Origin of the sequence: Leclercia sp. J807 (assembly GCF_009734465.1) — a bacterium.
Classification (GTDB): domain Bacteria; phylum Pseudomonadota; class Gammaproteobacteria; order Enterobacterales; family Enterobacteriaceae; genus Enterobacter.
This window is the reverse complement of record NZ_CP046446.1, coordinates 3,615,157-3,638,361: the sequence shown is the minus strand read 5'-3', so window position 1 is coordinate 3,638,361 and position 23,205 is coordinate 3,615,157. Positions and strand designations below refer to the sequence as shown.

The following is a 23,205-nucleotide window of genomic DNA, read 5'->3' as shown; positions in this document are numbered from 1 at the left end:
GGTGCTGATGCGATGCTGCCCTCAACTATGTATAGAGGCTATCGTCATAGGGTGCTTCAACCAGAATATTTTGAATTTCATTTCGTGCTTCTGACTCCCAGGCTGGGTTCATATTTGCCATTATTTCAATAAATTTTGGAAAAGCGATGCGCCTTCCATCTCTGCCTTCAACCCTGTGATCTAACTCATACTGGTATGCAATCTTATAGGCAAATTCGGAGATTATCCAATAAAGCAGCGTGTTTAAAGAGTGAGTGACTTTTCGGGAGAACTCATACCCTCTTTCTGAGTAAATATAGTTATATGAACTATTTTCGAATGAAATATAGGGAGTGCCATCGCCATAGGGAGCAGAACACAGATTAACTGAATGTTTTGGAAAGCCTGCTCGTAAAATAATTTCATTAACTTGTTTTTGTATTTCATCAATGTTGACTAACATATTATTGAACCTCACTGCACACTATTTTAACGTTAACTGGATATTGCTACCATCAGGAACGTCTCTTATTTACAATGCAATATTGGCTCTTGCTTTCATTGCTATTGTCGATTTTTCTAAATAAAGATTATCTGGCTCATATTCGCCACCCACTACAAACGGAATTTTTGGAACCAGGCGATAGCCCGCTGGTATTGAACCATACTTCTTCTGCCATGCGTTTGCCAGTGGGTAGCCCGTTAATACCTCATAGTCTTCAAGAATCTTTTTACACCATTCATTGATATCTGGAGCAAGGTAATCAAAAGCGCCTGTCTCTGGATCGAACGTGTATATGCCATCTTCTTTTAGACAAAATTGACCGCCGCAACCGGATAAGACTTTTTTCAAAAAATTAGACATTTTAGTCCTCATATTTAAAGTCAATATTAATACTGAGTGTTTCAACGTTTACCGTTACCTCACAGCCCTGCCAGAACGGCTTTTCGAGTGATTGAACGTTATCAACGAAGAAATTCCTCAGTTCGACCAAAAGATCTAAAAGTCTTGCACTGGCATCCGCTGTTTCAGTAACCCAATGCTGGTTTCCCTGTTTATCGACATAGTCATAAGTAAACTCACCGCAGTCGCTTTCAGGTTCTAACTTTGCGTTCAGAATGATTTCTACCGCATCCTCAGGCGCGATCGAAAGCAATACCGCACCAATGTCATTATAAATATCCTGGGATTCGCGCATCATTCCTCCTGACAGATAAATTAGCTCATATGAGCTCGATAGCGATGCTTAAAATAGAACATCAATACTAAATCGGTTCAAGTGATACCATCGATAACACGCCCCTCGAACAACGCATTTTGCCAGGAGGGCAATGGGTTCACGTCTGATAGCATGCTCCCGGTGCCAGGAGAGGGAGCGTTGATGCCTAATCATCGTAGCGGAAGTCTATATTGAGTTTCATTTTTTCAATATCCAGCGTAACTTCACATCCATGCCATGCAGGGCGGCCATTGGTCAGATTGTTTTCGATATAGTAGTTGCGAAGCTCTACCAGATAACGAAGGATATCTGTATTTGCCCTTCCACCAGCCGTCAACCATTGAGTTTCATCAGCATCATCAAGATAATCATATTCATATTTACAATGATCGTTTTCCGGTGACAACTCTGCACGCATAATGATCTTTTTAGCTTGGTCGGGAGCAATACTGTATAAAACATTACCGATATCTTTATAAATCTCTTGATCATTTCTCATTCTTTCTCTCCCGGTTCATTAATACAGGTTTTTCTATAGGGCGCTCGCCATTGATAGAGTAGCTCCAGTTCCAGAATAAACTGGAGCTATCTTAATATTCATTATCGTAACCAGAAAGGGGGATCATTTCGGCCTAATGCATTGTATTGCTCTGATGTTCTATTCACATCATCAATATAATACGGCGCGTCGGTGAACCCTAATCTTACAGGTATATATTCATTAAAAGCTTGATAGTAAGCCTCTGAACATGTTAATGCTTCTTCAAAAGCTTTAAAAAACCGTTCAAAGACTAAAAACAAATTACCAGCATCAAAGTTTAATCGGGAGTGATTTTTAACTATCCCAAATGTCGACCACTCAATATTATCAGGTGATATTGCTGATAATTCATTTTTAATGGAGTCCAGCTCGTTTTTGACTTTGTAAAGCTCATCATAAGCTAAAGACCCACGGTAAAGTTTTCCCATTATCCAGGGATATTTGCTACCGTTGGTGCCGTTTTCTAATAAAGAGAGCACCACATTGAAAAAACCTTTTACATCAGACGCTGGCCCAACTTCTGCAAGAGTCATCGCTGCAAGTATTCCTACATTTTTCGCGCTTATAGCGTTCATTTTCGGCCTTCACCTGCTCTTCGGCCACCTGCTCGGTGGGTTTACCCGGCACTTGCCCCGTGGCGAAGTCACCAGGGGCGCTATTCTCTACAACAATCCCAGTCTGCTGACTGAGATTGTTGTTGGCTTATTTATCTGCTTCTTTTTTGTTTTTTACGCTCTTGTAACCTGGCTTTAACCCAGATGCCGAAAGCAAGTATTAAGCCGCCAGCGATGCCTTTCCTTAAGGCATCACTGAAAGCTTCTCTCCAATCGAACTCAAATACACTTATTTTAAAATAAACGATTACTGAAACGATTAGATAGCTTATGAGTACCGCAATAAACAATATACTTACACATACGCAAACCAGTTTAACCAAATCCTTAATATTAAATTTTCCCATTTTTCCATTTTTCTTTTTTGCATTATTAAGTTTATCTTTAACTCTTTGCCAGCAACCCCTCCCACTGTCGCCCCCGTAGCTGCTCGGTTGCCACTTTGCCAATACTACCACCGAATATACCAGTAAACGGTGAATATTCATCTTCATTGCCAAAGTAAAAATGAATATGACTTAAGCAGTCTTTCCGAAACCCCATCTCGATACCCGAGTGGTAAAATTTATAGTACTTTGTTTTTCCATCCGGATCATTATATTCGCCAGCATCAGCTGATATAACCGGGGATTCACCGATAGCATGACACAGGTTGTTAACTCCAATAGAATCTTCCCTTTCACCAAGAACATCTATAAAACTAGCCCATTCCACTGTCATTTTATAACCCCATCTGGCGTGTACTTCTCAACTATAATATATCTTGTTTGTTAAAGAACAAATTTATAGCCAAAATTCCGCTAACAAAGTGCCAGGCAATTTAAAGTCAATTACGCCTATCAGAAAGTGTTTCAACAAAGTCATTATAGGCTTCATGAAGATGATAAAAATAAGCATCGGGCTCATTCTTAACAATCTCGTATCGTGCTAACAATTTTGTGAATAGCCCTTCGGGAACGGGATGAGGTGCGGCTTCGTTTTTATCACAATAAAAATAAAAAAACGCCTTTTCAAGTTCCGGGATAGAAAGTCTTTCCGCCTGGCTATAAAGATACTGATACGCGAAACTCCATTCACTGGACAGTAGTAAAAAATCAAGTGCGGCTGATTTTAGTTCATCATTGGCCTGGGACTGCTGCAAAAATCTCTGGCAATACTTTAGCGCCGTGGGTTGATCTTCCACGAGCAGCATGCCCAGATATTCCAGAGCATCCTCATTCGGATCGTTAAATGAATTGGATTCGACATAGCCGTTTAACAGATTACGCTCTAATCCCGCCTGTAGTTCGCTAACAGTTCTGTTTGTCATTTAAAGTTTCTTGTCTTCATTGTGGTTAATCGTTTCTCTACTGACGGCCCATCATTGATAGATTAGATTCAGTTAAACTGGAGCTATCTTAATACCGCCCTGGCTTTTACCGGTGATAAAAAAACTAGATGATCAAACCCGCAGGGAGCCCCAGCCAGGTTAACTCAAGACATATCCACACGTCCTTGAAAGAGAAAGGAAAACCCTCCTTCACGTTCCATGCTAATCCTGCGCCGACTAAACGGCCAGGGAGCGTCAGGATGAACACGGCCAGACCTATTGCGCAGCACAGGTAAACAAGGTGAATAAACGATTTAGTGCTGTTTTTCATTTGACTAAATGTCTGAAAAACCTGATAGCCCGATGCTAATGATCGGGCCTTCCTTACCTGAAAACCTGAAACGGGACATTCTGAAGTGCCGACACAGATTTTAGGATGTTTACTTTTTATACTCGACAAACTTTTCTTCTAAATAATTCATCCAGTTCTCCATTAAATGATTCATATTTTCCATCTGAGAATGCGTTGATGGATCATATCCATCAGAAGCAGGCATATATTTAACAAAACCCTCTATTTCAGTGGGGTAGTCAAAATCTGCATAAATAATTTCAACTTCAGATAATGGATCTGCAAAACTATCACGATTTTTCCAAAGCCAGCTTAGAACAATAAACAACCATTTTTGCCTAATCGTCGAGTCATTTTCTTGCTCAAACCCTGTACACAATTCCTCTAAAAAGAGAGACACCTGATTTGAACTGTCAGGCATAAGGAATGATAATTCAAGTTCAGAATCAGCATAACTTCCCGTTAAGACTATTTGTTCCGCCATTTTTATGGGCACGTCTGATGCAATGAGATTATTTTCATAACCCCACTTCACCTCACACCATGAAAGATGAGCATTTTCAACAATAAAATCATAGGGTACCGGATATAACGTCATGTCACTTATCCTTCGGTGGCCGTTGATTAGGAAGACCTGTTATCTTACCATTTTCAATAAATCTTTGGTGTGTTACGTTCCCTTGCTTATCATAGATATACTCATATATACCTTTCTTATCATTAAAGGAACCTTCAGCCTGAAGAAGTTTTCTTTCTACACCATCACCCCCTTTGAGCGTGAAAACTTTTCCCTCCATCAATTGCTCCCGGCTCAGATAACTTGCCCCCCGATGAGTGGGATCGGGTTTTAAACCACTACCAATTCTGTCTGCTTTAAGAATTTTATTAACAACCGAAGATTTTAATGCTGTTTCCACCATACTCGTGGTTTTCACAACAATCTTCTGCGTGAGAACGACGCCGTTTTTCACCACCCCTGCACCACCAGCAAGCAGTCCAGCTATATCGGTAACCAGCTTGCCACCTTCGACCCCCGCATTAAACGAACCACTTGCGCCAGCTTTCTTATACTCTGCTTCCATATGGTCAATACGATCTATATAAGACTGCTTTATCGCATCTGAAACGTTACCTAACACATCGCCACTGTTAAACAGTGATTTCAGCGCTTCGTAAGTTTGCTGCGGATTTGCCCCGACCTTTACGATACCGTCAACGGCATCATACAGTCCTGCCGGCACGCCTGCGATCATCCCTGCTGCAAAGCTGCCATCCTGTCCAAGGTCAATCGCAGTCCATTTAGCCTGTGCGCCTGCCTTACAAGCTAAAGTCTGACATTCGGCAATTTCTTTATCTCTCTGAGCCTGTTGTTTCTGGCTCAAATAGTTATTCTCAACCGTCGTCTTACCCGCCTGCGCCCCCGCCACAGCAGACGCAGAGCTGTCGCCCACCAGGCCGCCGGAAAGCCCCGCCGCCAGCGTCGCCAGCGCAGAAACCGTCTGCTTCTGCGTTTCATCCAGCTCATCGGCAGATTTCCCGTACATCTCTTTGGAGATCATCCCCACCAGCTCGCCCGTGGCGGCTCCGGCAGCGCCCGCCAGCGCGTTTTGCCCCTGAGCGGCGGCCAGCGCAGCGTTGACCACCGCGTGCGCGGCAACTTTGCCCTCGTCGCTCAACCCGCTGCGGTGCCCAATGACATCAGCCAGGTACGGTGCGGCACCGCCCGCGAGGGCCGCGCTGAGATCGCTCCCCGCCAGCCCCTGAACCGCCGCCGTTGCCGCCTGAATCGCCCGCTGATACTCCCCGCCGGTGCCAAAGCCGGAAGCATTCATCGCATCGTTGTACGCCGTCTGGTAGATCTGGCCGTTAATGTCTTCCAGCGTCGCGGTCTTGCCCGGGTTGGCTTTCTCCCACGCCGCTTTCGCCTCCTGCAGATCCTGCGCGTTGACGTTATTCAGCTTCTCTTTCGCCGCGTTGGTGGCGCGGATGCTCCCCTCGGTGCGGGCAATATCGGCCACCTGATTGCCAATCTCGCCGATCAGCCGCTCCTGCTCTTTCTCTTTGTCGAAGATAGGGGAGAGCGTCTGGTTGGCGTGCTCCACGTCGCGGCTGAGCTGATTGACATCCTGAACCTGACGATCCTGGTCGCGGACAATCAGAGTGCCGTCCGATACTGCCGCGTGCGTGGTACTGCTGTCATGCCCGTCGCGGTTCGCCCCCACCAGCAGGCCGTTCGCCATATTCCCGGCAAACTGGCTGCCGATGCTGCCCCCGGTGCTCATGCCCACGCTCTGGTGTTCCACCTCGAAGTCGGCGCGGTTTTCGATATCGCTGAAGCCAATGGTGCCGGTATCGAGACGGTTTTTGTCATTGGTCGCCGTTGAGCCAATCACCGCCCCGTTGAGCTGGGTATGCTCGCCCACGGTGACGTCGTAGCCGCCTTTGCCGGCGAAGATCCCGGTCTGCTCCACGACAGAGTCGTAGTTACTGTGCATCTTGTCGCGGCTGAGGTTGACGCTGGCCGAACCAGTCATAGAGCCGATGCTGAAGCTGCCCCCCGCGCTGGCGTTCTGCTGTTTTGAATCGTAGCGATCGCTGTCCTGCTCGGAGGTGAGCGTCAGGTTGCGGCCAATCTCCGCTTTCACCGTTTCGCCGCTCACCTGCGCCCCGGTCAGGGTGGCGTCACGTCCGGTCAGGATATTCACCTGGCGGCCCGCGTCCACGGTGGTCTCGCTGTGGGTGGTGCCGGTGCCGCTCTCGTTGCCCTTGCCGCGGTTGACGCTGGCGGAGATGTTAATGCCCGCGCCGCCGGAGCCGTACCCGATGCCCACTCCGACGCTGCCGCCCTTGCTCTCGTTTTTACCGTCCAGCAGCTGGGTGTTTTGCGCCGAGCGCAGATACAGATCGCGGTTGGCGGCGAGGGTCAGATCGTTGCCCGCCTTCAGCTGGCTGCCTTCCACGGTCAGATCCCCGTCGGCGCCGCGCACGCCGCTGCCAGTGGCAACAACGCTGAGATCGCGCCCGGCGTTAAGCGTGCTGCCCTGGGCGGTGTTCTGCTCGCTGTACTGGGTCGATTTCGACGACTGGCTGCCGTAAGAGAGGCTGATGCCCACGGTATTGGTGTTTGATTTGTCTGCCCCCAGCGCCTGGTCCATGCGTGCGGCCTGGGCAGCCTGCACGCCGGAGAGCGCGGCCTTCACGCCCTGCAATGCCTGCAGGCGACCGCTACCGGAGGATTTCGCCTGCTGGGAGGCCTCAACGGCGCTGTTCAGTGCGCTGCCGACGGTACCGGAGAGCGCCAGGGTCAGCCCGGAGGTTTTCTGCTCCACCTCGTGGGTCTGCTGGCTGCGGTTGTTCACCGCCGTGATGTCGACGTTTTTACCGGTCAGCGTCATGTCCTGACCCGCTACCAGATCGGAGCCGCTTACCGTCAGGCGATCCCCTGCGCGCAGGGTCAGGTCGCCCTCGACGCTGCCGACGGTGCTGCCCGCCTGAGTGGCGTCCGCGCCGGTGTCGGTGGTTTTGATGCTCTGTGTGCCGACGCTAAAGCCGATCCCGCCCGAGCTCAGCAGCCCCGATTTTTTCTCCTGCTTCAGGTGCAGCTCGTTATTGCGTTCGGCCTGGGTCTCCACGCTCAGGTTGTTGCCTGCCAGCAGAGCTACATCCCCCGTGCCCGCCACGTTGCTGCCGCGCACGGTGAGATCGTTTCCGGCGGTGAGGTTTACCGTGTCGCCGTTCAGCTCGCTGCTCTGCACCGTCTGACGGGCGATCTGGTCGCGGGTGGTGGTGGTGGTTTTTGACAGCCAGCCGTTACCGCCCACCACTTTATGCCGTTCGTCCAGATCCTGGCTGTTTTCACCCGCCGTCAGGGTCAGGTTATTCCCGGCGCTGACGTTCAGCGCCTGCCCGGCGGAGAGGGCAGCGGCGCGGGCGTTGAGGTCGTTGCCCGCCGCCAGGGTCACGTCGCCTTTGCCGGTCACCTCGCTGCCGATGCTGTTGGTCTGCCCCTGTTTCAGGCTGTTGTCACCATCCCACACCAGGCTATCGCGGCTGGCGGTCTGGAGATCGTTGAGGTTCATATCCCGCCCGGCCACCAGTTGCGCTTTGCCGTTCTCGCCGCTGGCGATCACCTGCGCCCCGGTCAGGGTGATATCCCGCCCGGACTGCAACGCCAGTTTCCCGTCGTCGCCCTGGACGTAGATGCCGGAGACGCTGTCAATGGTGGTGCGGGCGAAGCGGTTCTCGCCGTTAACGCTGTCGGCACTGAGGGTGGTGCTGGTGAGATTGATATCGCGTCCGGCGTTGGCCAGCAGGCTGCTGTCACCCACGATGGCACCGCCGATATTGTTGATATCGGTGCGCGCGTTGAGGTTGACGTCCGCCCCCTGGATGGTGCCGGTCTGGTTGGTGATGTTGTCGGCGTCCAGTTGCAGGACTTTGCGCCCGGCAAGGGTGCCGCGGTTAAACAGGTCGCCGTTAAGCTTGATGGAGACGTTGTTGCCGGCAATCAGCGCGCCGGAGCCGTCGATATCGCCCGGTTTCACTTTGGCGTAGACCTGCGGCACCAGCACGTTCTCGGTGGAGCCGTCCGGCATCTTCACCCGGGTGTTGACCAGCCAGACGATATCCCCGGTCAGCAGCGCCATCTGCTCTGGCGTCAGCGCCACGCCAATCTTCAGGTCGTACTGCTTGCCGAAGGTGATGCCGCGATCCATCAGCGCCTTGTACTGCTCTTCGTCGTTGTTGTAGCCATCCAGGTAGCGCTGACCGGTGATGCCAATCACCTGCTCGCGGATCAGGCGCTGCTCGTAGTAGCCATCCCCCAGCCGTTTCAGCGTGTTGTCGCCATCGGCGGTAAAGGCGTCCTGCATATAGTCGCTGCCGAGCCACTGGCGCTCGTTAGTGAAGCGCGGATCGGTCTCCACCAGGTACGGCACCTCCGCCGACGGGTTCACCTTGAACAGGCTGTTGTCCGGCAGGGTGGTGTTGGGGCCGATAATGCGGATCGCACCGTCAGATGGGGTCACTTCAAACTGCTGTCCGGCAGGTGGGGTCACCGGCTCGCCCGGCGAAACGGTCTGCTGCGGGGCGGGTTTCACCCCGGCGGCCTGGCCAATGGTCACGTCCGTTCCCTGAGCTACCCGCGGAGTGATGCTGAGATTGCTGCCCTCGACGCTGCCGTTGCTGATCAGCTGGCCCGGCTTCAGAGAGATGTCCTGAATGGTGGTGGGCGGGGTGTATGCCGTGCGGTCGCGCCCTTGTTCATCGTCGCCTTTGTGGCGAATACGGTAGTAGTGGGTGACGGTGCCCTCATCGGTGGTGTAACGCTTGCCGGGCACGTCCTCGTTCTTCACGCTGCCCATCTGGTCGATTGCCAGGGTGCCGCCCGCGATCACCTGGCTCTTGTCGTTAAACAGCTTGTCGCCGGTCATCAGCAGGTTACCTCCGGCGAGGATCTTCGCCGGGTCGCTCTCTTTGATGCGCGTTTCGTCGATGGTGCGGGTGTAGTCGTACTGGTTAAAGTTGTCGTTATTGGCGCCGGTATCGTCTGGCGTATTCAGGTTACGCAGCCCGTCCGAGGAGTTGTCATCCACCCAGACGCCTTTTTCTGTCGAACTCCAGCGGTTGGTTGAACCCGTGTGCTGATAGTCGGTGAGCTCTTCCTGCGACACCCGCACCACTTCAGTGGAGAAGTGGTCGTTGATGTTGTTGATCTGCCCGGCGGCAATCGCCATATCCCCGGCGGATTCAATAGTCGAGCTGTGGTTATTGAGGGTCCCGGCGCGGCCGGTGACGGCGCCGTTGTCATCCAGCGCGCCGCCGATGCTCATGCTGCCCGCACTGTAGATCAGGCCGTGGTCGGCGTTATTCAGGGTCTGCACGCCGAGGTTGACGCGCTCGCGACCGGCCAGCGTCGCCGCGGTGCCGTTTTCAGCGAGGTTGTTAAAGGTGATCGTATTGACGCCCACCGCATCGCCATAAATCCGCCCGGTGCCGATGTTGGTCAGGGTGTTGGCGTTGATGCGGGTGGCGATCCCGTCGATCAGGCCGGTGTTGCGTACCGTGCCGCTGGCCGTCAGGGTGGTGCTGCCCGCGTTGATTTCACCGCTGGCGAGGTTAGTGAGGTTCGCGCTCTGCACGTCCAGCACGCTGCCCGCCATTAGCTGGCCGCTGTTGGTGAGATCGCCGTCGGTGGTGAACGTCAGGTTGCCGTTGGCGAGGGTGGTGCCGCTGTTATTCACGCCGCTGTTGCTGTGAAGCGTCATATCCCCCAGCGACAGCAGCTGGCCGCTGGCATCCAGAGACTGAGCCTCCACGCTCAGCGTTTTACCCGCTTTCAGGGTGCCGTCCGCGTTCAGCAGGTTCAGGGCGCTACCGCTGAGATCCAGGGTATCGCCCGAGGCCAGCACCCCCGCGCCGTTGTTCAGCACGCCGCTGTTATTGATGCTCAGGGTGTTATTCGCCAGGATACTGCCGCGCTGGTTATCCAGCCTCCCGGTGTTCAGCGCCAGGCTCTGGCCCTCCAGCCCCTGGTTCTCACCGAGCGTACTGGTGTTAACAAATTCCAGGGCATTGAGGGTCACGCTTTTGCCGCTGCGGATCAGCCCGGAGACGTTATCCACCACACCCTGGGCGCTGTCGAGGAGCAGGTCGCCCACCGACTGGATCTCTCCGCCGCCGTTCTGCAGGTTACCGGTATGCAGGGCGGTATCGGCCTCGCCAATGATGCGTCCATTGTTGCGGTTATCCAGGCTGGTGGCGGCGATCTCCGCCGCGCCGCTGGCCGCCAGGGTACCGGCCTGGTTATTCACGTTGTCCGCCGAGAGGTTCAGCGCCCCCAGGCTGTTCAGGGTGCCCGCGCTATTATCCAGCGTGCCGGAGGTGACAGCCACGCCGTCGCCCTGCAGCACGCCTTTATTATTGATGAGCTGCGAGGTGCCCAGCGACAGGCTCCCTGTCGCAGCAAGCTGCCCGGACCTATTATTCAGCGTGCCGCCGTTGAAATTCAGGCTGTTGCCGGAGAAGGTAGTCCCCTGGCTGTTATCCAGCAGGCCGCCGCTGAGGGTCATAGCCCCGACCGATTTCAGCGCGCCGCCGTTATTGGTGAGGGTGTCGAACCCGGCGGTCAACGTCCGGTTCGCGCCAATCTGCCCGTCGGTGTTGTCGATAGCCTCCGCGCTCAGGCTAAAATCGCCCTCGCTCGCCAGGAAGCCGCGCTGGTTATTCAGCGCGCCGCTCTCGAGGCTAAGGGAGCCCTGAGAGAGCAGGGCGCCGTCGCGGTTATCCAGGGCGCCGCCGTTGAGGGCCAGGGTTGCGCCGTCGGCGACAATCACCCCCTGCTGGTTGTCGAGGCTTCCGGCGCTTATGCGCTGGGTTTTCGCCGCCTCAATGCGGCCTTTGGCGTTGTTCACCGCCTGCTGGCCGGCAATCTCGCCGTCACCCGCGCTAGCTGAGATCAACCCCTGCTGATTGTTTACGCTCCCGGCCTCCAGCCGGGTGTTGCCCGCTACCGCCACGATCTGCCCGGCGGTGTTGTCGAGGGTCCCGGCCTTAAGCTGCACGCCGTTCGCCGCGCCAATCTGCCCCTGCTGGTTATCGAGGGTGCCCGGCAGCGCTACCGCCAAGGGGCTGCTGCCGCGCTGGACGATGTTGCCTTTCTGGTTGCTGAGGTCGTGGGCGCTGACGCTGATGGTCTCCGCCCCCAGCGTGCCGCCGTTGTTATTGAGCATTTTGCCGGTACGCACGGTCAGTTCGCTGGCGTTGACCTTCGCGCTGGCGGTGCTCACGCCTTCCGCGCCGCCGTCCAGCAGCACGCGTTTGCCCTGGGTCTGGCTGCCGCTGACGTCCACCCCCTGACCGCGGGCGCTGAGATTGCCGCCCGCCAGGGTTTGCCCATGGGCGCTCAGCTGGCCGCCGGTGCTGATGTCCAGATCCCCCGCATCGGCGAGCGTGCCGTCGCTTTTGACCCCGGCGGCCAGCACGCTCTGCTGGCTGCCGGTGAAGCTGGCGGCGTTCACCCGGACGTTATTCGCGGCGGTCATCACGCCGCTGTTGTTCACTTCCCCTGCGGTTTGCAGGCTGGCACTGTCGCCGGCGCGCAGGGTACCGCTGTTCTCAATTCGTCCATCAGCGGAGATCGTCACGCTGCCCGCCTGGGCGCCAATGGCCCCGGCGTTACGTACCCCGACGCCGCTCTCGGTGCCGACCATGCGGATTTTGCCTGCGTACATGCCGCCGAGGCTGGCCACGTCCACCGCCAGCTGCGGGCGGGTGGCAGGATCGTTACTGCCTTTTTCGATCGTCTCGTGGGCGGCATCCACCTTGTTGCGCCCGGTGGTGACCTTCAGATCGTTGGCCCACAGCCCGGCGTTAACCTTCACCGAGCGGGCGATGATGTCGGTGTAATCCGCGCCGGAGGTATCCATCCCCGCGCCGTCAACCACCACTTCGCCGCGCTCGACGTTAAACCCGGTCAGCGCGCCGTCTTTCATCTGCGGCTGGCCGGTGGTGAGAGTGGCGCGGTTGGCGTTGATAAAGCCGCAGCCGCTACAGGTAATGCCTGACGGGTTGGCGATCACCACCTGGGCTTTTTTACCGGCCACTTCGATCATGCCGTTCAGCTTGCTCGGGTCGCGGGAGCTCACCTCGTTGAGGATCACTTTGGCTTCGCCTTTCGCCAGCCACGGGTTGCCCGCCACCATGCCGCCGATATTGGTCTGCACATTTTTGTGCGAGTTGTTGAGGATCGCCCCTTTGCTCTCCACGTCGAACTGGGTGTAGTTGTTACGTGACACCCCCGCAGCAGATGGCGTCTGGATATTGACCTGCGGCGTGCCGTTGGCGCTGTTGATGACCGTTGGCTGCTGGTTTTTTGGCGCACCGGCGTCGGCCACGATAGTGGCCTGCGCCGTCTGCACGGCCCCCATCGCCAGCCACAGGCTAAAGCTTAAGGCGCTCACCTTGCCGATAAGCTGGCTGTGGGTATGGCCAATGCCGGAAGAACGGGACGAACCGGCGCGGCCGGAGCGGGCGATATCCGCCACCACCATCAGCATGCCGCGCGCTTTGTTAAAGACAATTCGGTACAGGTTCTTATTCATGGTTCATTCCTTTAAACGCTTCCGGCAGGCTCACGGCGAGCGGGTGATTCTGTTGCCACTCTCTGGCGTGTTGACGGCTGACGCGGCTGCCGTGGAACAGCATCACGCGCTTGCCACGCGCCGCGCCGCGGTGATACAGCGCGCGGCAGACGTGGTCGGGGAAGATATCGCGACGCAGCAGGTTGTACATCGCAGCGGTATGGCCGAAGGGGGCGATCCAGTCGCAGAACCAGATCCGATCCCCGCTGTCCCAGTCCGCCTCTCGCATCTCGATGGCGGGGCGGGTGAGGTAGCGGGCTTCCGCCTCCTCGTTCAGCCAGGCCCAGCTGAGGAAAAAGACCGGACGGTCGTTTTCGCTCACCAGCACGTACTGGCGGCGCTTGATGATCGGCAGCAGCAGGGTGGGCAGGGCGTGCAGCGGGGCATCCCGGTGCATCGGGGAGTGCATCCACAGCCAGACGGTGGCGCCCAGCACTTCGGCCTCGCTCTCCTCACCGCCGAGGATCAGCGGCGCTTTGATATCCAGATCTCCGACGCGCATCACCAGCTCCAGTTGAGGTTAAAGCCGAGCGTCAGATCGCTGGTTTCAAAGCCGTCCGGCTTCGAGAACGGCGTCCCGGCGAACAGGTCGTAGCCGGTGTTAAAGGCGTTACCGCGCAGGCCCGCCACGCCGCCTGCCAGGTGTTTACCCACCTGGAGATCCGAACTGTAGCCGCCCACTTCGCCGTAGTCGGCGCCCAGATAGAACTCCTGGTTCGGCAGCGGCGTGCGCCAGGCCACGTCGTTACGCACGTACCAGCCGTGGCTGGCGCTGAGGGTGCGTTCGCCGTCAAAGCCGCGCACCGTCCAGCGGTTGCCGATGGCGAACTGATCCTGCGGCGTCAGCGGCGTGTTGCTGATCTGACGCAGGTACTGCACGTTGTAGCGGAAGTTTTGCGTGCCGATGGCAAACGGCAGGTCGAGCTGGGCGCTCAGCAGGGTAATTTTGCTGAGCGCAGTGGCATCGCCCCAGTACTCTTCCGGCGCAGGTTGGGCACCGAACCAGCGGGTGCCGCGCTGATAGCTGATGCCCGCATCCAGCGTCGCCTGGCCGATGTAGTGGCGATGATCCAGCCCGATGCGCCAGCCCGCGGTCTGACGGCGCTGAACGCCCACTTCCGTGTCGTCGATATAGTTGCGGGTCTCTCGCGCCAGCACGTCGTAAGAGAAGGTGGTTTTTTGCGAGCCGCTGCGGTGCAGCACCCGGCTGAGCTGAATGTCGAGGTTTTTGCTTTTACCGCTGTAGCGATAATCCTCGTTCAGCCCGGCGACGGTCTGGTGGTAGTCGTAGTCGCTACCGGTGACGCCCAGCATCCAGTAGCCGAAGGGCACCGAGTAGTGGGCGGTGACGTTTTTGCTGCCTTTGCCGCCCTTGTCGTTCAGATCGTGGCTGGCAGAGACATAGAGCAGATCGCTCAGCGAGAAGGGGTTATCCAGCGACAGCGTTACGCCGCCCTGGTAGCGCCCGGTGGTTTCGGTCCCAGCATCGTCCAGCGAGAGGCCGATTCGCCACATTTTGCTCTGCTTGCGGGTGATGACCACGTCGCTCTCGCCCGGGTTTTCCCCCGGCAGCAGCTCCATACTGGCCTCGACCGTTGGCAGGCGCTGTAAGTTTTCCAGCCCCTGTTCAATATCGCGCAGATCCAGCAGGTTGCCCTCATGAGCCGGGAAGGCGCTGTAGAGCTGGATATAGTCGTCGCTCTCTTTGGTCAGCTTCACGTGGCGGATAGTGCCCGGCACGATGGCAAGTTTCAGGGTGCCGCTCTTCAGATCCTGCGACGGGGCCAGCACGCGGGTGGTGATCCAGCCGTGGTCGACGATGCGGTTCTGCAGGGTGCTCATCAGCAGGTTAATGCCCTTACCGCCCAGACAGCGCCCCTGTGCCTGGTCCGCGATACGCTGCAACGGCAGCCAGTGGGGCAGGGCCTCCTCGCCGCTCAGTTCGACGCGGTTAATCGGAAAACAGGGCGTTTCGGTCGGGAAGGCAATTTTGCCAGAGCCGGACGACGGTTCTGAAAGGCGCACATCCGGGACCGGCGGGGTTAATCGCTCCTCTAATGCTCTCTGGCGCTGCTGCTGAATAATAAATTGATTATCAGGTGGTGCCGCGTGGGCAGAGAACATTAAAGGCAGACCAGAGGCTGTCGCCATTATCAGGGCGATATTATGTCGGGCTTTCATCGGCGAATCCGTGCTGTGTAAGCAATAAAGAAGGCAATGTGAATTTGTGTAAAATTGTTTAAGTATTGCGAGGGGAAGGAAAGGGGGATTAATCCTAAAGCCCGGAATTATCCGAGTTTTTGGCTCCTTAAATCTGGTAGGTTAAGGCTTAGAGAATATATTCCGCAGGGTTCTCGTGGATATTCGGGAATATCCACGAGAAACTTAAGTGAAATTTATCGTTATTTCTGAATGCGGTCGACACGGACCACCGGTGGATTTGATTTTTTATCCAGACTACCGTTAATGCTGATCATATTATCGGGCTGGACGGTACGGCCATCAAATACCGCCTGGGGGATCACCATATCAATAGTGCCGGTTTTATCGCGGAATTTAAATTTATCGCCGCCGGAACCTTCAATGAGATTACCGCGCAGGGAGATCGTAGCCCCATCGTGCATCTCTTTGGCCTGCTCCACAGTCATGATGCGGGCATCTTCCGCCCCACGATAACCATCATCCAGCGCGTGCGGTGGAGGAGGAGCAGTATCTTTCTTCAGTCCACCATTATCATCGGCATACGCGGCCGGAATTATAAGACAACACAATAAGGGTGCGACGGATAATTTCATACGACCTCCTTGGTTTAGCCTGCTTGACAGATTAAGCCTGGTTGCTATTTTTTAATTTGCAAACAAGAACAGTCTTAATCAAATTTATCTATAAAAATCATCTGGCTGCATAATATTAATTAACGAGACGGTGCGGTGATATATGGCAAAAGCCAAAGGAAATCCCCCTGAATTGCCCGGTGTCAAACAGAGTCATGCTGCCCTGCAGTTTGAATACGATGCGCACCGCTTCGGTTTTGTTCTGTTAATACTCATTATCGTCGCTGCGCTGTTAGGGCTTTTTTCTGGCGGCTATTTTAGCGAAGCGACAAAAACTAACGCTCCGGGCAACCTGCAGGTGGAGTATGAACGTTTTGGACGCTTGCAAACGCCGAATGAGTTGAAAATTAGCGTGCCAGAACAGAGTACTACGCCGCTGACGCTGCGCATTGGCGGCGAATATATGGAACGGATGCAAACCGATAATATCTGGCCACAGCCCGATGAAATGTACAGCGAGGGCGGAGAGATCGTGCTGGTTTATCAGGAACCGCGCAAAGATTTAACCATCTGGCTCTATACCACCCCACAACGCCCCGGCAAAACCGACCTCTCTGTCACGGTAAATAATCAACCGGGCCTCTCTTTCTGGCAATTTATCTATCCCTAAGGCACCAACATGGAAATGATACTCAGGGCGGTGGCGATTTATCTGATTTTGCTGGTGGTATTTAAAATCGCCGGCAGGCGGGCGCTGCTGCAAATGACCAGCTTCGATCTGATCCTGTTATTAATTATTAGTGAGGCTACGCAACAGGCGCTGCTGGGGGATGATTTTTCCGTAACCGGCGCCATGCTCACCATTATTACGCTGGTGGTGGTGGATATGCTGTTTGGCATGGTGAAAAAATATATATCCGGTGCGGAATCGGCCATCGACGGCTCCCCGGTTATTCTGGTGGTGCACGGTGAACTGCAAAACGAAAAATTAAAGAAAGTCGATGTCTCCTGCGACGACATTCTGGTCTCTGCCCGGCAAAATCACGGCATAACCACTCTGGAAGAAATTAAATACGCCATACTTGAACGTAATGGTCATATTTCGATTATTCCTGAAGAGAGTGCATCATGAAAGAAAATGAAAATGTCTGGAACCAGGCCAAAACCACCAAAGAACTCACCCGCCAGGTATCAACTGTCCTGATCGATCTGGGCTGGCTGCTCACTACCGCAGAATCCTGCACCGGCGGCAACCTGGCCTCTGCGCTCTGCGCCGAGAAAGATACCGCCTCGTTCTTTGGTACCGGCGTGGTCACCTTTAACAACGAAGCCAAACACAAGGTACTGGGTGTCAACAATGCCACCCTGGAAAAGTACACCGCCGTCAGCAGCCAGACGGTGGGCGAGATGGCGCAGGGCGCACTGGAGCTTGCCGACGCGGATATCAGCATTGCCATCAGCGGTTATGCCGGGCCGGACGGCGGTGAGGATGGCACCCCGGCAGGCACCGTCTGGTTTGGCTGGTCTTTTCGCGGCGAGGTCACTACCGCCGTGCAGCACTTCACCGGCGAGTGCGAAGATGTGATTGAGAAATCGGTTCGCTACGCGCTTTCTGAACTGTTGCGGCAGATCCCGCACTGGAAAAAGCAACTGCATTAAGGAGAGCATGATGAGCGTTGTGGTGATCACCGGAGCGACGGCAGGCGTGGGCAAAGCCACGGCGCTGCGTTTTGCAGAGGCGGGCTATCACGTGGGGATTATCGCCCGGGATGACCCCAGCCTTGAGGCGGCGCGGGCCGAAATTGAACGCTTCGGCGTGAAGTGTCATACGGTGAACGCCGATGTGACGGACGCGTCGGCCATCATGGCAGCGGCCAACGCGTTCGAGACGCAGCTCGGCGCAATTGACGTATGGATCAACAACGCCATGTGCGGGGTGCTGGCGCCGTTTCGCGCCCTGAGCGATGAGGAGTTTCGCCGGGTCACGGACGTAACCTACCTGGGCTACGTTAACGGCACCCGGGCGGCATTGTCCGTGATGACCCCGCGCGATGCCGGACAGATTATTCAGGTGGGCTCTGCGCTGGCTTACCGCTCCATCCCGCTCCAGTCCGCCTACTGCGGCGCGAAAGCGGCGATCCGCGGCTTTACCGACGCGGTACGCACCGAGCTTATCCACGAGCGTATCAATATCCAGCTGTCGATGGTGCAGATGCCGGGCCTTAACACGCCGCAGTTTAGCTGGGCGCGCAATAAGTTTGCCTTCGCCATGCGCCCCATCGGGCCGGTCTACGAGCCGGAGGTGGCCGCCGAGGCGATTTTCAACGTGACCCGCCGCCCGGTGCGGGAGCTGTGGGTCGGGCGCAGCACCATGCAGGCGATTATCGGCCAGTTTCTCTTCCCCGGCCTGCTGGATCGCATGATGGTGAAAAAGGCGTGGGAAGGGCAGATGACCAACGAACTCAACGTCCCCGAGCGGCAGGATTATCTTTCCGGGCCGGTCAGGGGGATGCATCAGGTCCATGGGCGCTTTTCCGACGAGTCGAGAACCCGGGCGACGGCCATCACCTCCGGCGTGCCGGGGAAAGTACTGCTGGGTAGCGCTGCGCTGGCGGGATTGCTGCTGGTGGGGAAACTGATCGCCCGACGGAAATAGGTTAAGCAGTATCGTTTTGTAGGCCGGGTAAGGCAAAGCCGCCACCCGGCTTTTTATTGCGCACCGCCCGGCGGCGCGATGCTTGCCGGGCCTGGGGGCGATTTGTAGGCCGGGTAAGCGTTAGCGCCACCCGGCAATGCTGCGACGCTTAGTGGTAGCCCTCGGTGTCAGTCACCTTGCCGCGAAACACGTAGTAGCTCCAGGCGGTATAGACCAGAATCAACGGGATGATCAGCAGCGTGCCCACCAGCATAAAGAGCTGGCTGGACGGCGGCGCGGCGGCGTCCCAGATGGTGATGCGTGGCGGGATAATGTTGGGCCACAGGCTGATGCCGAGCCCGCTAAAGCCAAGGAAGATCAGCCCGAGGGTCAGCAGGAAGGGCCTGGTATGGCTGTGCGGATCGCGGGTGAGTCGCCAGATCCACAGACCGAAGATCCCCACCAGCAGCGGCACCGGCAGGAAGTAGAAGAAGTTCGGCAATGTGAACCAGCGGTCGGCCACATATTGCCAGCCGAGCGGGGTCCAGACGCTTACCACCGCCACTACCGCCAGCAGCGCCAGCAGCACCTTGCGGGTCAAATCCCGCATATGGCGCTGTAATGCCCCTTCGCTTTTCATAATCAGCCAGGTGGTGCCCAGCAGGGTATAGGCCACCATCAGCCCCAGACCGCAGAAGAGGTTGAAGGGGGTCAGCCAGTCCAGCGACGAACCCGCGAAGCGGCGGCCTTCAACGTCAAAGCCGTTAATCATCGCCCCGACGACAATCCCCTGGCTGAAGGTCGCCAGCAGCGATCCCCCGGCGAAGGAGTAGTCCCAGAAGGCGCGGTGCGACGGCGTGGCTTTAAAACGAAACTCAAACGCCACCCCGCGGAAGATGAGCCCGATCAGCATCGCGGTCAGCGGGATGGTAAGGGCGTCGATAACTACCGCATAGGCCAGCGGAAAGGCGCCAAACAGCCCGGCGCCTCCCAGCACCAGCCAGGTTTCGTTTCCGTCCCATACCGGGGCGACGCTGTTTACCATCACGTCGCGCGCCTGCGGGTCGCGCTCAAAGTAGAAGAGCATGCCGATACCTAAATCAAAGCCATCCATGATGATGTACATCAGGGTGGCGAAAACGATGATGGCAAACCAGATAACTGAGATATCGACACCCATTACAGTTTCTCCTCTTCCGGAACCGGTTCTGCCGCCGAGAGCGGGCGTGCGGGTCTGCCGTCGGTCTTCATCGAGAGATTGTCGGTAGGCTGCGGCCCCTTCTTAATTAACCGCACCAGGTAGACTAACCCCACGCCAAATACCGAGCAGTAAACAACGATAAACGCCAGCAGGCTGATGCTCATTTGCAGGGTGCTGTGCAGCGACACCGCGTCAATGGTGCGCAGATAGCCATATACGACCCACGGCTGGCGGCCCACCTCGGTCGTGACCCAGCCGGCGAGGATCGCGACTACACCCGCTGGCCCCATACTCAGGGCAAAGCGGTGGAACGGGCGGGAGTGATAGAGCCGACGGCGATGGCGCAACCAAAGGCTGATAACCCCCATCAGGATCATCAGCAGCCCCAGGCCCACCATCACGCGGAACGACCAGAAGACGATGAGCGAGTTAGGGCGCTCATCTTTCGGGAAATCTTTCAGCGCCGGGACCTGCTTATCCAGGCTGTGGGTGAGGATCAGGCTGCCAAGCGCCGGGATCTCCAGCCCATACTTGGTGCGCTCCTCTTCCATATCGGGCACACCAAACAGCAGCAGCGGCGTCGCTTCGCCAGGGGGATTTTCCCAGTGACCTTCGATGGCGGCAATTTTTGCCGGCTGGTGTTCGAGGGTGTTCAGGCCGTGCATATCCCCGACAAAGGCCTGAATCGGTGCCACCAGCAGCGCCATCCACAGCGCCATTGAGAACATTTTGCGCACCGCCGGGCTGTCGTTACCGCGCAGCAGATGCCATGCACCGGAGGCGCCAACAAACAGGGCGCTGCTCAGGAAGGCGGCGATGGACATGTGGATCAGACGATAGGGGAAAGAGGGGTTAAAAATGATGGCGAACCAGTCCTCGGGGATGACCTGGCCGTTCTCGATGCTAAAGCCCTGCGGCGTGTGCATCCAGCTGTTGGAGGCGAGGATCCAGAAGGTGGACATCAGAGTCCCCAGGGCCACCATACAGGTGGCAAAGAAGTGCAGGCCAGGCCCAACCTTGTTCCAGCCAAACAGCATGACCCCAAGGAAACCCGCTTCGAGGAAGAAGGCGGTGAGCACTTCATAGGTGAGCAGCGGGCCGGTGATGCTGCCGGCAAACTGCGAAAAGCCACTCCAGTTGGTGCCAAACTGGTAAGCCATCACCAGCCCGGAGACCACGCCCATGCCGAAGTTAACGGCGAAGATTTTTAACCAGAAATGATAGAGCGAGCGCCAGACATCATTTTTCGTTCTCAGCCACATCCCCTCCAGTACCACCAGATAGCTGGCAAGGCCGATGGTTAACGCCGGGAAGATAATATGAAATGAGACAGTGAAGGCAAACTGAAGCCTGGCGAGATAAAACGCATCGAGTTCGAACATCGTACTCTTCCCCTGTCAGCGAAAAGCCCCGTATAGAACGGGGCATCGTGGTACGGCTGTTGTTGCGGGCGGGGTTACGGTTTATTTTTACCGGCACCCAGCTCAGCGCCAGTGAGCGGATCGGCTGTTGGATCCGACTCGGTGCGGCTCGCCATCGCTTTGAGTAGTGCGGCCTGCTCTTTCGTGAGCGTAACCTCGGCGCTGCCATCGCCGCCATCAACGGCGGGTTGCGGATCGGCAACGTACTCAAAGTTTTCATCGCTGTTCCAGCTGCCGCGAAGATCATCACCTGCAGACATATTGTAGTAGGTGGTTGCGTATTGTTCGATTGGCGGTAGTTTCCCTGGTGGGAAATTATTGCGAATCGACTGCAACGCCTTCTCAAACGAGAGCTGGTGTGCGGCTTCACGGGTCATCAGGAACGCAAGGGCATCTTTTACCCCCGGATCGTCAGTGACGTTGATCAGGCGTTCATAGATGATCTTGGCACGCGCTTCCGCCGCGATGTTGGAGCGCAAATCGGCGGTGGCTTCCCCGATGGTGTCGATATACGCCGCAGTCCATGGCACGCCTGCAGAGTTGGTCAGCGGTGGCCCACCGCCGTACAGCAGGGAGGTGATATGGCTGTCGTTACCGTTTTGCGTCAGGGAGCGGTAGAGTTCCGCTTCGCTTTCGGTGCCTTCTGCCAGTTCGCCTTTGGCGCCTTTGTTCAGCATGCCTACCAGCGTACCGATGATCTCAAGGTGGCTGAGCTCTTCGGTCGCGATATCCATCAGCATCTCTCTGCGGCCTGCATCATCATCGCCCAGCCCCTGGGTGAAGTAACGGCAGGCGGCCGCCAGCTCGCCCTGAGGGCCGCCAAACTGTTCAAGCAGCAGGTTTGCCAGGCCGGGATTCGGCTCGGCAACGCGGACGGTATACTGCAATTGTTTTACGTGTCGAAACATACGCTCACTCCCTGGTTATTTTTTCGCTTCGACACCGTCGGCATCTGAACGCAGCAGGAACTGCTCAGTCGTGTCAGGAATATGCTGGATCAGCCAGTCGGCCATGCGCTGCTCTTCCGCGAGGATCGATTCAATCGCAGGGATCGAGGCCACGTCTCCAGCTTTTCGTGCTGCGGCCAGCAGGGAGGTATAGCAGGCGATTTCGAACTGCTCGAAAACGTAGCCGCTAATAGAGCCTTTTACGATTTCATCCGAGGTCATAATGCCGCCGACAGACTGGCCGAACGCCATCATTTTGCTCATGGAGTCTTTCAACATTGAGCGGGAAATATCGTTACGGTCGAGGATCTCTTCCAGTACATTTATTTGCTGTTTGGTTTCAGTAAGATGCTGCTCAATACGGGCGCGGACATCAGGATAGTTATCGATACGGCTCGCCATTGATTCGAGCATAGATTCCGCTTGCTTTTCCATGGCGTGAGCATCGCGTAGCCAGTCATGGTAGTGTTCTACGTGATTCATATTTTCGTCCTCGGGTTCGGTTATTTCAGGCTTACTTTTCTGCTTTCTGATTAATATTACCGACTGCCAAATCGGTCAGTTTAAGATCGGTGGATTTCTCTTCTTCCAGCGTCTCGGCTAATAATTTAACTGCCTGGGTATACCCTAATTGCTCCGCCAAAGTAGCGAGCGTGCCGTAGCTGGCAATTTCATAGTGTTCGACTTTTTGCGCCGCAGCGATTAATGCTGCATCGCGGACTTCATTTTTTTCTGTGCTTTCAAGGACTTCATTGGCTTCTTCAATTAACCCTTCCATCGCCACGCATTTCATTCTTTTCAATTTAATATTTGGCGTTTTCTCGATGAGCTGATCGATACGCTCAATCTGGCCATGGGTTTCTTCCAGGTGCGCTTTAAACGCAGCGCTCAGATCAGGGCTGGCGGCTTCGCGGGATAATTTAGCCAGCGCACGAGTAAGCTGTTTTTCTGCACTATAGGTATCGGATAACAAATGAATAAATACATCCTCTATACTTTTCATATTCATACTTTTTCTCCAGTGCTATAAAAATTCTGCGAGCCCGCGGACCCGCAGAGGTTACCCATTAAA

Annotated in this window: 21 protein-coding genes; 4 read left to right on the top strand and 17 right to left on the bottom strand. The window is 55.7% G+C overall.

Going from position 1 to position 23,205, the window contains the following annotated elements; genetic code table 11:
* Window positions 1-25: 25 nt before the first annotated feature.
* The 12 genes from GNG26_RS17210 to GNG26_RS17155 form a co-directional block, all read right to left on the bottom strand.
* Entirely contained in the window at window positions 26-442 is a 417-nt protein-coding gene (locus GNG26_RS17210) for an Imm63 family immunity protein (protein WP_197080109.1), read from the bottom strand.
* A 69-nt stretch (window positions 443-511) separates the two neighbouring features.
* Entirely contained in the window at window positions 512-844 is a 333-nt protein-coding gene (locus tag GNG26_RS17205; RefSeq protein WP_156239644.1) for a hypothetical protein, read from the bottom strand.
* A 1-nt stretch (window position 845) separates the two neighbouring features.
* Window positions 846-1,178, bottom strand: coding sequence for a hypothetical protein (locus GNG26_RS17200; protein ID WP_103822623.1), 333 nt, complete (start codon window positions 1,176-1,178; stop codon window positions 846-848).
* A gap of 187 nt (window positions 1,179-1,365) precedes the next feature.
* Window positions 1,366-1,698, bottom strand: coding sequence for a hypothetical protein (locus GNG26_RS17195; RefSeq protein ID WP_156239643.1), 333 nt, complete (start codon window positions 1,696-1,698; stop codon window positions 1,366-1,368).
* A 101-nt stretch (window positions 1,699-1,799) separates the two neighbouring features.
* On the bottom strand, window positions 1,800-2,315 hold the full coding sequence (locus GNG26_RS17190) for an Imm70 family immunity protein (RefSeq protein WP_156239642.1): 516 nt from the start codon (window positions 2,313-2,315) through the stop codon (window positions 1,800-1,802).
* A 423-nt stretch (window positions 2,316-2,738) separates the two neighbouring features.
* Window positions 2,739-3,074: a hypothetical protein gene (locus GNG26_RS17185; RefSeq protein WP_156239641.1), complete on the bottom strand. Its 336-nt coding sequence runs from the start codon at window positions 3,072-3,074 to the stop codon at window positions 2,739-2,741.
* 106 nt (window positions 3,075-3,180) lie between these two features.
* Window positions 3,181-3,663: a hypothetical protein gene (locus tag GNG26_RS17180; RefSeq protein ID WP_156239640.1), complete on the bottom strand. Its 483-nt coding sequence runs from the start codon at window positions 3,661-3,663 to the stop codon at window positions 3,181-3,183.
* A 440-nt stretch (window positions 3,664-4,103) separates the two neighbouring features.
* Window positions 4,104-4,613, bottom strand: a complete 510-nt coding sequence (locus GNG26_RS17175; RefSeq protein ID WP_156239639.1) for a DUF2247 family protein — start codon at window positions 4,611-4,613, stop codon at window positions 4,104-4,106.
* Between the two features lies 1 nt (window position 4,614).
* Complete coding sequence (locus GNG26_RS17170; protein WP_156239638.1) at window positions 4,615-13,116, bottom strand: hemagglutinin repeat-containing protein; 8,502 nt, start codon at window positions 13,114-13,116, stop codon at window positions 4,615-4,617.
* Window positions 13,109-13,657 (bottom strand): toxin-activating lysine-acyltransferase, encoded by a 549-nt coding sequence (locus GNG26_RS17165; protein WP_156239637.1) that lies wholly within the window; start codon window positions 13,655-13,657, stop codon window positions 13,109-13,111. Before GNG26_RS17165 ends, GNG26_RS17170 begins: the two co-directional genes overlap by 8 nt.
* On the bottom strand, window positions 13,657-15,306 hold the full coding sequence (locus GNG26_RS17160; RefSeq protein WP_370463900.1) for a ShlB/FhaC/HecB family hemolysin secretion/activation protein: 1,650 nt from the start codon (window positions 15,304-15,306) through the stop codon (window positions 13,657-13,659). The genes GNG26_RS17165 and GNG26_RS17160 overlap by 1 nt, the downstream gene beginning before the upstream one ends.
* A 251-nt stretch (window positions 15,307-15,557) precedes the next feature.
* Window positions 15,558-15,950: a YdeI family stress tolerance OB fold protein gene (locus GNG26_RS17155; protein ID WP_103822610.1), complete on the bottom strand. Its 393-nt coding sequence runs from the start codon at window positions 15,948-15,950 to the stop codon at window positions 15,558-15,560.
* A 142-nt stretch (window positions 15,951-16,092) separates the two neighbouring features.
* On the opposite strand from GNG26_RS17155, the gene GNG26_RS17150 reads away from it, so the two are divergent.
* From GNG26_RS17150 to GNG26_RS17135, 4 genes are read left to right on the top strand one after another with little or no spacing between them, the layout of a single operon-like run.
* Window positions 16,093-16,599: a hypothetical protein gene (locus GNG26_RS17150; RefSeq protein ID WP_156239635.1), complete on the top strand. Its 507-nt coding sequence runs from the start codon at window positions 16,093-16,095 to the stop codon at window positions 16,597-16,599.
* Between the two features lie 9 nt (window positions 16,600-16,608).
* A complete protein-coding gene (locus GNG26_RS17145; RefSeq protein WP_103180823.1) occupies window positions 16,609-17,061 on the top strand; it encodes a DUF421 domain-containing protein in 453 nt (150 codons plus the stop codon).
* Complete coding sequence (locus GNG26_RS17140) at window positions 17,058-17,588, top strand: 2-oxo-tetronate isomerase (protein ID WP_114316964.1); 531 nt, start codon at window positions 17,058-17,060, stop codon at window positions 17,586-17,588. The genes GNG26_RS17145 and GNG26_RS17140 overlap by 4 nt, the downstream gene beginning before the upstream one ends.
* Before the next feature lie 10 nt (window positions 17,589-17,598).
* Window positions 17,599-18,585, top strand: a complete 987-nt coding sequence (locus tag GNG26_RS17135) for an SDR family oxidoreductase (protein ID WP_156240206.1) — start codon at window positions 17,599-17,601, stop codon at window positions 18,583-18,585.
* A 148-nt stretch (window positions 18,586-18,733) separates the two neighbouring features.
* Here the strand turns inward: GNG26_RS17135 and cydB are convergent, their stop codons facing one another.
* The 5 genes from cydB to GNG26_RS17110 form a co-directional block, all read right to left on the bottom strand.
* Window positions 18,734-19,744, bottom strand: coding sequence for a cytochrome d ubiquinol oxidase subunit II (cydB, locus tag GNG26_RS17130; protein WP_103180820.1), 1,011 nt, complete (start codon window positions 19,742-19,744; stop codon window positions 18,734-18,736).
* Window positions 19,744-21,147: a cytochrome ubiquinol oxidase subunit I gene (locus tag GNG26_RS17125; RefSeq protein ID WP_103822604.1), complete on the bottom strand. Its 1,404-nt coding sequence runs from the start codon at window positions 21,145-21,147 to the stop codon at window positions 19,744-19,746. The genes cydB and GNG26_RS17125 overlap by 1 nt, the downstream gene beginning before the upstream one ends.
* Window positions 21,148-21,221: 74 nt before the next feature.
* Window positions 21,222-22,094 carry a manganese catalase family protein gene (locus GNG26_RS17120; protein ID WP_103822603.1) on the bottom strand — a complete coding sequence of 291 codons (873 nt, stop codon included), beginning with the start codon at window positions 22,092-22,094 and terminating at the stop codon, window positions 21,222-21,224.
* A gap of 15 nt (window positions 22,095-22,109) precedes the next feature.
* The gene (locus GNG26_RS17115) at window positions 22,110-22,616 is read right to left on the bottom strand and encodes a ferritin-like domain-containing protein (RefSeq protein WP_103822602.1); all 507 of its coding nucleotides are present in this window, start codon (window positions 22,614-22,616) and stop codon (window positions 22,110-22,112) included.
* A gap of 31 nt (window positions 22,617-22,647) precedes the next feature.
* Window positions 22,648-23,142 carry a ferritin-like domain-containing protein gene (locus tag GNG26_RS17110; protein WP_103180816.1) on the bottom strand — a complete coding sequence of 165 codons (495 nt, stop codon included), beginning with the start codon at window positions 23,140-23,142 and terminating at the stop codon, window positions 22,648-22,650.
* Window positions 23,143-23,205: the final 63 nt, after the last annotated feature.